11 protein-coding genes are annotated in these 7,498 nt (G+C 71.3%); all 11 read right to left on the bottom strand.

Features of this window, described 5'->3' with window-relative positions; all coding sequences use genetic code 11:
* Window positions 1-668 (bottom strand): DUF2163 domain-containing protein (locus EDC22_RS17705; RefSeq protein ID WP_132808076.1); only part of this gene is annotated, 668 nt, incomplete at its 3' end.
* Between the two features lie 240 nt (window positions 669-908).
* A complete protein-coding gene (locus tag EDC22_RS17700; RefSeq protein WP_132808074.1) occupies window positions 909-1,541 on the bottom strand; it encodes a DUF2460 domain-containing protein in 633 nt (210 codons plus the stop codon).
* Between the two features lie 220 nt (window positions 1,542-1,761).
* Window positions 1,762-2,352 carry a PRC-barrel domain-containing protein gene (locus EDC22_RS17695; RefSeq protein WP_132808072.1) on the bottom strand — a complete coding sequence of 197 codons (591 nt, stop codon included), beginning with the start codon at window positions 2,350-2,352 and terminating at the stop codon, window positions 1,762-1,764.
* Window positions 2,353-2,533: 181 nt separating this feature from the next.
* Complete coding sequence (locus EDC22_RS17690; protein ID WP_132808070.1) at window positions 2,534-3,091, bottom strand: phage tail tape measure protein; 558 nt, start codon at window positions 3,089-3,091, stop codon at window positions 2,534-2,536.
* Complete coding sequence (locus EDC22_RS17685; RefSeq protein ID WP_132808069.1) at window positions 3,088-3,363, bottom strand: phage tail assembly chaperone; 276 nt, start codon at window positions 3,361-3,363, stop codon at window positions 3,088-3,090. The genes EDC22_RS17690 and EDC22_RS17685 overlap by 4 nt, the downstream gene beginning before the upstream one ends.
* Window positions 3,360-3,749: a gene transfer agent family protein gene (locus EDC22_RS17680; protein WP_132808067.1), complete on the bottom strand. Its 390-nt coding sequence runs from the start codon at window positions 3,747-3,749 to the stop codon at window positions 3,360-3,362. Before EDC22_RS17680 ends, EDC22_RS17685 begins: the two co-directional genes overlap by 4 nt.
* An 8-nt stretch (window positions 3,750-3,757) precedes the next feature.
* Window positions 3,758-4,171 (bottom strand): phage major tail protein, TP901-1 family, encoded by a 414-nt coding sequence (locus tag EDC22_RS17675; protein WP_132808065.1) that lies wholly within the window; start codon window positions 4,169-4,171, stop codon window positions 3,758-3,760.
* A 111-nt stretch (window positions 4,172-4,282) separates the two neighbouring features.
* Window positions 4,283-4,684, bottom strand: coding sequence for a DUF3168 domain-containing protein (locus EDC22_RS17670; RefSeq protein ID WP_165926971.1), 402 nt, complete (start codon window positions 4,682-4,684; stop codon window positions 4,283-4,285).
* Window positions 4,685-4,871: 187 nt separating this feature from the next.
* On the bottom strand, window positions 4,872-5,219 hold the full coding sequence (locus tag EDC22_RS17665) for a phage head closure protein (protein WP_132808061.1): 348 nt from the start codon (window positions 5,217-5,219) through the stop codon (window positions 4,872-4,874).
* Window positions 5,210-5,788 carry a head-tail connector protein gene (locus EDC22_RS17660; RefSeq protein WP_132808059.1) on the bottom strand — a complete coding sequence of 193 codons (579 nt, stop codon included), beginning with the start codon at window positions 5,786-5,788 and terminating at the stop codon, window positions 5,210-5,212. The genes EDC22_RS17665 and EDC22_RS17660 overlap by 10 nt, the downstream gene beginning before the upstream one ends.
* Window positions 5,789-5,988: 200 nt before the next feature.
* On the bottom strand, window positions 5,989-7,272 hold the full coding sequence (locus tag EDC22_RS17655) for a phage major capsid protein (protein WP_132808057.1): 1,284 nt from the start codon (window positions 7,270-7,272) through the stop codon (window positions 5,989-5,991).
* Between the last annotated feature and the right edge of the window lie 226 nt (window positions 7,273-7,498).

Raw genomic sequence — 7,498 nt, 5'->3', positions numbered from 1 at the left:
CGACGGTCGGCGCGGATCGCGCCGGCGAGCCCGGCATTGGCGCCGGAGGTCCAGACGAGTCGGCCATGCCGGAACCAGCCGTCGGCGAACGGACCGGCATCGAGATCGGCGATCCGCAGGATGCGATCCTCGGCGGCGGCCGCGACCACGCCGCCGACGCGGACAGGAGGCACGCCGACATCGACGCGGCAGCGCTGATCGCCGAGCGCGGCGTCGCAGCGGCGCTGGTAGCTGCGCCCGGCCGGCGCATCGAGCGCCTGGACGAGGCCGCGCAGCTCCGCCGTGAAGGCGATGCCGGCGCGGCGGATCTCGCCGATCGTGCCGGCGCGGATCAGCGCCCGCCGGTCGGGATCGCGCCAGTCCACCCGCCAGATCTCGACCTTGGCGCCGTCGTAGAGGCCGGCGGCGATGTCGTCCTCGGTAATCGCGTCGGCAGCAAGCGCCCCGGCAACATCCTGGGTGGCGACCGCCAGGCCGAGACCTGCCGGGATCTCGCTGCCGGCAAGCCCGCTGTCCGCCAGATAGTCGAGCCCGCCGAAGCAGATGGTGCGGTCGTGGTCGGTGAAACCGAGCACCAGGCCGTCGGCGCGCTCGAGTCGCCAGCACCAGGCGAGCGTCGTCACCGGCCCGGCGATCGCCGCCCGGAACGCGTCGGAGACTGTCTTCATGGTGATCCGTGCGTCCTTGCAAGTGTCCGACGAGCTGCGGGGTCGCTGACCGGCTGGGTCTTCATGGTCTTCCCGGTCCGGCCTTCGGCCGTCCTCGCCTGTCGTTCCAGAGTCTTCCCGGTCCGGCCCTCGGCCGTCCTCGCCTGTCGTTCCAGAGTCTTCCCGGTCCGGCCCTCGGCCGTCCTCGCCTCTTGTTCCAGAGTCTTCCCGGTCCGGCCTTCGTCCGTCCTCGCCTCTTGTTCACAGCCTGATCTCGATCACCGGAATCGAGGGGATCTCGCCGTGATCGAAGGCGGCGAGGTCGATCGACAGGCGATCGGTGTCGAAGCGGACGGGGACGTCGAACTCGAAGCCGGCGGTGACCGGCTCGGCGATGGCGGGCGCCGTCGCCAGCACCACGACACCGGTCGTCTCGTCGAGGGTGAAGTCGGTTCCCTCGGCCAGCTCGACGCCGCCGACGGCGATGCGGACGGTGCCGGGGACCGGCTTGACGATCGTCCGCCGCCAGGGATCGACCATGAGCCCGTACGCCTTCACGAGCTGGAAGCCGGTGGACAGGCCGTCGCCGGTACCGATCAGCTGGTCGTCGGGCGCCGGTGGCGCCAACGGCGGGCAGGAGCGGTAGTCGGCCCAGTCCTTCCAGCGGAAACCATGGGCGCGACCGCGGCGCTCCTCGAAGAAGGCGATGACCTGGTGGAGCTGGTCGAGCGTCTTGATGCCGGTGCCGGCGTCGTAGCGGCGGCGCGAGTCGCACCATTGCTGGTTGCGCTCCTCGTAGCCGCCGGCAGTGGTGACCACCTGCGTGCGACGCTCCGGCCCGCCGGTGGCGCCGCGCGATACGGCGACGGGAAACCTGACCTCATGGAAGCTCATCGGATGCTCCTCGAGGCACCGCGGCCGATGCCGCTGACTGAATATCCGGCTGATGCCGCGCGAACGGCCACGCGGCCAGGGTTGCCGCCGGGTCGCCGGTGCGGTCGGCCGGCACAGAAAGGCCGGCTCCCGGGGGAGGAGCCGGCCAAGGGCAGTCGGGCGGTCGGTCGGTGGGGGCGCCCGGCCAACCGCCCGGGTCTGCGCGGGGTTCAGTCGGTCATCACTCCGACGTCACGGGCGGGGTGGTCGGCGGCGTGGCGCCCGCCGGCCGGTCGGTGGTCATCGGCGCGGCGGTCGGGGTATCGGCCTCGCGCTTGGCTTGGAGTTCTTCGCGATCACGGAAGGCCGGGGCATCCTCCAGGGCCTCGCGGGTGAGGGTCACCGAGGCGATGCGCTCATCCGGGTCGAAGCTGAATTCCCGCCAGTTCACGGCCACGTTCTTGGCGCCGATGCCGAGGAAGCCGCCGACCGAGACCACGCCGGCGATGACACGGTTCTGCTCGTCGATGACGAGGTCGTCGATCGACCCGACCGACTCGTCCGCGCTGTTGCGGACCTCCATCCCGATCACCTCGCTCGAGGTGATCTGGCCCGGCTCGAGCTGGCTCAGGATCGGCTGCGTCGGCAGACCGAGCGCGGCGTCGGCGGTCGTCCGACCGATCGTGTCGGTCGCAGCCGGGGGAACCTGGGCCTGGCCGGCCGCCGGGGCCTGGGTGACCGGCGCGCTCGTCTGGGCGAGCGCCGGCGCGGCGGCGAGGGCCAGCGCCAGAGCAGTTCCAGTCATGAACTTGGTCACATGAGTATTGGTCATGGTGTTTGGCTCCTTTTCCGGATGCAGGCCAGATCAATACGTCCACCGTCATTGGTGTTCGTCTGGCCCTTGCGAGTTTTCGAACTGATATCCTGCTTGCGCCGGATAAATGCGAAAGCCTTCGGATACGTTCCACCCTGCGACCGATTTTCGTGACCGACGGGATTCTGCGCAGGCTCGGTCAGCGATGGCGCATCGCCCGCTCGATGGCGCGCACAACTTCCGCCGCGAGCTGCCCGCGCGAGCTCCGGAACCCCTCCACATCGGGCGTCGCGATGTTGACGGTGACCGCGACCGGACGCAGCATCGCGGCGGCCCGAGGCTCGTCCTGGCCATGGTCTCCGGCCCAGGTGCCGGACCCGGAGGGCGGACCGCGGTCCGTCGCCGGCATGGCCGCCGGAGCGTGAACGGGCGGAGCGTGAACGGGCGCGATCTTCGCAGCCGATGCGGCGCGGACCGGCGCAGCAGCCGGCGCGGCCGCGCCGAGCGCGCCGGCGATCGCCGCGCCGAGCCGCTCGCCAAGCGGACGCATCGCCGCCTCGATGGCCAGGCGGGCAAGCCTGAGGCCGAGGCCTTTCAGCACCTCGTCGAGCTCGCGACCCTTGCCGATCGCCTCGTCGAGTGCCTGCGCCATGGCCCCGCCAAATCCGGAGGCAAGCCGATGGAGCGCCCGCAGCTCGTCCCGGAACGCGGCGATATCGGCCGACAACCGTGCGAAACTGCCCTGGTCGTCGCTCATCCTGTGTCCTCCCCGTCGCAAACGGCGTCGTGCTGCACGATGGTGCAGGTGGCGAACGACCGGTCGGGATAGCGGGCGAGCAGCGCAGCGAACGCGGCTCGCGACAGGCGCTGCCTGCCTGCCTCGTCATCGCCGCGCAGCGCTGCGGCCGCCAGCAGCAGCTCACGCGGCGTTGCCGCCCAGGCAGCGGCGGGCGTCAGTCCGAGGCCGGCCACCGCCAGCCTGTACAGCGCAGCGGCAAGGCTCTCGCCCGGTGGCGGTGGGGCGCTCATGGCCGTCGGTCAGGGTCGCTCGTCAAGCCACCGGCAGATGCTCCCTCGGCGGGCAGGCCGCCGCCCTGCGACCCGCCGGCTGGACGGAAGGTTGCCATGAGCAATGCGGCGACGAGGCGCACATACCCGGCCGCACCGCCCTCGATGCGCATCAGCGCGACCTCCTCGTCGGTAACCGCATTGCCGCCGCCGCGCAGCCCCGCGGCGATGACCGCCAGCGCCTCGGCCGCCGACAGCCTGCCCGCCTCGAAGCGGGCCGCAAGCGCCATCAGATCGCCGGCAGCAAGCCGCGCCTCGAGCTCGGCAAGGGCGCCGAGCGTCAGGCACAGCGTGTAGGGCCGGCCGCCGATGACCGCCTCGATCTCACCGCGCAGGGGATTGGCCATGGCCGTCGTCACAGGCTGGCAAAGCCAAGCGCGCCGGCCGATTCCAGCGCGATCTCGAAGGCGAGCTCGCCGTCGTGGGTGCCGGACAGGGACAGCGCGGTGATCTGGAATGGCCCGGTAACGACGCCGAAATCGGGGATCGTCACCTCGTAGTCGAGCGCCGCGCCGTCGAAGAACTGCTGGCGCACCAGCGCGTCGGACTGGGCATCGCGGAACAGCCCGCTGCCGGCGATCGAGGCGCGCTTCAGCCCCGCACCGGACAAGAGCTCGCGCCAGTGGCCGGGCGACTCCATGTCGGTGGCGTCGACGATGTCCGATCCGAATGCGAGCCGGCGGGTCCTGAGACCGGCCACGGTAACGAAATTGCCGGTGCCGTCGGAATCGATCTTGAGCAGCAGGTCCCTGCCCTTCTGAGCAGTCATCGGGATGGTCTCCAGGTTCGATGTGTGCCGTCCGGTCGCGGCGATGCATGAGCGCGCACGCCGCAGAGGCCGCCGTGACGGGCGATGCGCCGCCGCCTGCCCGATCGGCAGCTATTGCGCTTCGGTCACCGCCCTCAGCCGCAGAAGTCCGCGGAAGGTGCGGCCGTCCGGCTCGCGGCGGGTTTCGGTGCGCTCGACGGCCAGCGAGACGAGGTGATGACCGTCGAGCGGCAGCGCCGCGCCGTCGAGGCAGGCCGTCATCGCGCCAAGGATTTCCAGCGTCTCGCGCCGGCCGCCGGCACGAGACCAGACGAGGAAGGTGGCGACATGCTCCGCCCCCGTGTGTGCGGAATCGGAGGCATCGACACTGGCGAGGTCGGCGAGCACGAGATGCGGAAAGCCGGAGTTCTGGGGGGGCGCATCGTGGATGCGGCCGCCGGTCAGCCCGGCGAGCAAGGCATCGCCGCGCAGCGCGGCGAACAGCGCCGCCTGCAGCGCCAGCGCCGCGCTCATCGGCTGCGCTCCGGCTCGGGTCGCGGCAGCTGGCGCAGGTCGCCGTCGCCGCGTCCGAGGCCCGCCGGACCGCGCCCGGGGCCATCGAGAACGGGACATGCCCGCATCCGGCCGCCGAAGGCACGACGGCCGGGCACGGCCGGCGGAAACCTCCGCAAGCTTTGACTCGCGTTACGGGCAGAATCGGTCATGGCACGATCTCCTCGCAGTCGCAGACGAGATGGCGGCCGCGTCCGTCCGGATCGGCGATGCCGGTAATGGCGAACACGCGGTCGGACAGGGCGAAGCGCATGTCATGGGTAAGGCCGGTCCGGTAGCGGATGGTGATCCGCAGACGGGCGGCGGCCTCGAGGCGGCCGGCCTCGACGCGTTCGGCGGTCGAGCCGGGGCCGGCCGGGACAATCGCCGCCCACAGGGTGGCGACATCGCTCCAGGTCGTGGCATGGCCGCCCGCGCCGTCGTCGGCCGCGGCCGGGGCCTGCAGCCTGACGCGGTGGCGCAGGCTGGCCAGGCGGAGCTGCGCGATCACAGCCATCGCACCCGGTAGGGCGCGATCAGCGCGGCAATGGTCTCCGGCACCATGTTGGCAGGGCCGCCGAAGGCGACCGGCTCGCGCGTCTCGTACCAGTGGGCGGCGATCAGCCTCACCGCCTGGACGAGCGGGGCGGGCACCTCGGCCGGATCGCCATAGCCGGCGGTATAGTCGATCCTGATGCCGCCGAGCGGAACACCGGGCGGCGGCGCGTCGCGGACCAGGAGGCGGGCCGGAATGCCGGCGGTATCCGCTGTCCAGGCGGCGGGATCGAGCGGAACGGCAACCCCTTCGGGGTCGAGCACCGCGAGCGACCCGATCGCCAGCACCGGGCCGAGCGGAATGTCGATCTGGCGGCCGGCACCGGCCGGCGGCGGCCAGGCATCGAGCGTCAGCCGCCATCCCTGGCTGACCAGAACCCGCCGGACGGCGGCCTCGACGTGCAGTCGCGCCGCGGCGATCAGCGCACCGATCAGCGCGTCGTCGTCGTCGTGTTCGATCTTGAGGAACGTCTTGATATCGGCCAGCGCCACCGGCTCGGCCGCCGGCGGCGCGGTCAGCGTCAGGGTCATGCCGGTCTCCTGAAGCAGGGAAGGGGCGAGGGGCGGCGAGAGCGGCTCCGCCCGGAGCCGGGACGGAGCCGCCGCCCTTGCCCCCCGCGCGGGAGGGGGACGCGGGGGTGCGGGACTCTTCGATGCCGCGCGGTCGCGCCGGGATGCCGCGCGGTCGGGCAGGACGACGGAACCTCGCGGACGGGGAGCTGTCTCCCCGCTCAGCTCTCGCCAAACTTCATGAGCTTGATCGCGTCGAAGTCCTGCACGCCGCCGCCGACGCGCTTGGTCGTGTAGAACAGCACGTAGGGCTTGGCCGAATAGGGATCGCGCAGGATCCTCACCCCCAGCCGGTCGACGATCAGATAGCCGCGCCGGAAATCGCCGAAGGCGATGGAGAAGGAATCCTCGGCGGCATCCGGCATGTCCTCGGCCTCGGCGACCGGGAAGTTCAGCAGCGTCGAGACACCGCCCGCCTGCGCCGGCGGCTGCCAGATGTAGTTGCCGTCGGCGTCCTTGATCTTGCGGATCGCCCCGAGCAAGCGGCGGTTCATCACCCAATGGGCATTCTGCCGGTAGCCGGCCTTGAGTGCATAGACAAGGTCGATCAGCCGGTCGGAGGGATTGGCCGACGGCAGATCGCCATCGACGCCAGTCGCCAGATAGCCGATCTTGCCCCATTCCCAGGCGGACTCGGCCACCGTGTCGTAGGCGAGGAAGCCCTTCGGCTTGTTGACGCCGTTGCCGGAGACGAAGGCCAGCCCCTCCTGCTCGGCGAAGGCGGTCTGCACCTCGGCGGCGATCCAGGCGTCGATGTCAACGGCGGCATCGTCGAGGAGCGTCTGGGTCGCTGCCGGCATCGCATAGAGCTCCATCGCCGGGAACGACAGCTCGGCGAGCGTGGAGCCGTCGGTCTGCGGGCGCGCGGCGGTCTCGGCAACCCAGCCGGTGGCGGGCCCGGTAATCGCGAAGGGCTTCTTGTAGACCGAGGCGGAGATCTCGCGGATTCCGGCGATCGCGCGGATCGGCGAGGCCTGCGACAGCAGCTGGCCGATTTCGCGCTCGGTTTCCTCGGGGACGAGATAGCCGCCGTCGGCGTCCGAGCCGGCCGACATCGCCTTCGCCTCGAGGGCGCGCAACTCGTGCTCGGCGCCACGCCGCACATAGCTCTCGAAGGCAGCCTTGTGCTGCAGGTCGCGATACGGCGTGTCGCGGCCGGAGGACAGATGCGGCCGGCGCTGCTTGAGCACGAGGGTATCGACCAGGCGGCGATGCTCGTCGAGCGCGCGGTTGATGCGCTCCATCTTCTCCGTCGTCACCACATCGGCGGAGACGCGCTCCTCGATCTGGCGCAGCCGCTCGTCATTGGCCTCCTTGAACGCCTCGAAGGCCATCATGAACTCGTCGAAGGCCTCGACCACCTCGAGGCTGGTGGGCGCGGAGCGGACAGGCGCCGGCGGCGCCTCCTCCTCCTTGCGGGACCGGCGGGGAACGTGTCGGGTCATGGAATGGGGATCCTTTTCGCGGAGATGGTTCAAGACCGAACGCGGGCGACGACCCCTCGCCCGGCGCACGAGTCGTGCGCGGAGGGACGGCGCGCGGCGCGAGCCGCAGGAGGGGCGACGCGGGGCGTGCAGTGAGATGCCGTCACGTTGCGCAAGCGGTTTTCGCGATCCGACATGGCGCGGGCGGCGTCGGGATGTGTGGCCTATGCCGCCCGCGCCGTGTCGG

It is taken from the genome of Tepidamorphus gemmatus, assembly GCF_004346195.1.
Classification (GTDB): Bacteria; Pseudomonadota; Alphaproteobacteria; order Rhizobiales; family Tepidamorphaceae; genus Tepidamorphus; species Tepidamorphus gemmatus.
Note: the sequence above shows the minus strand (reverse complement) of the source record. Positions and strands in the feature narration are given on the sequence as shown.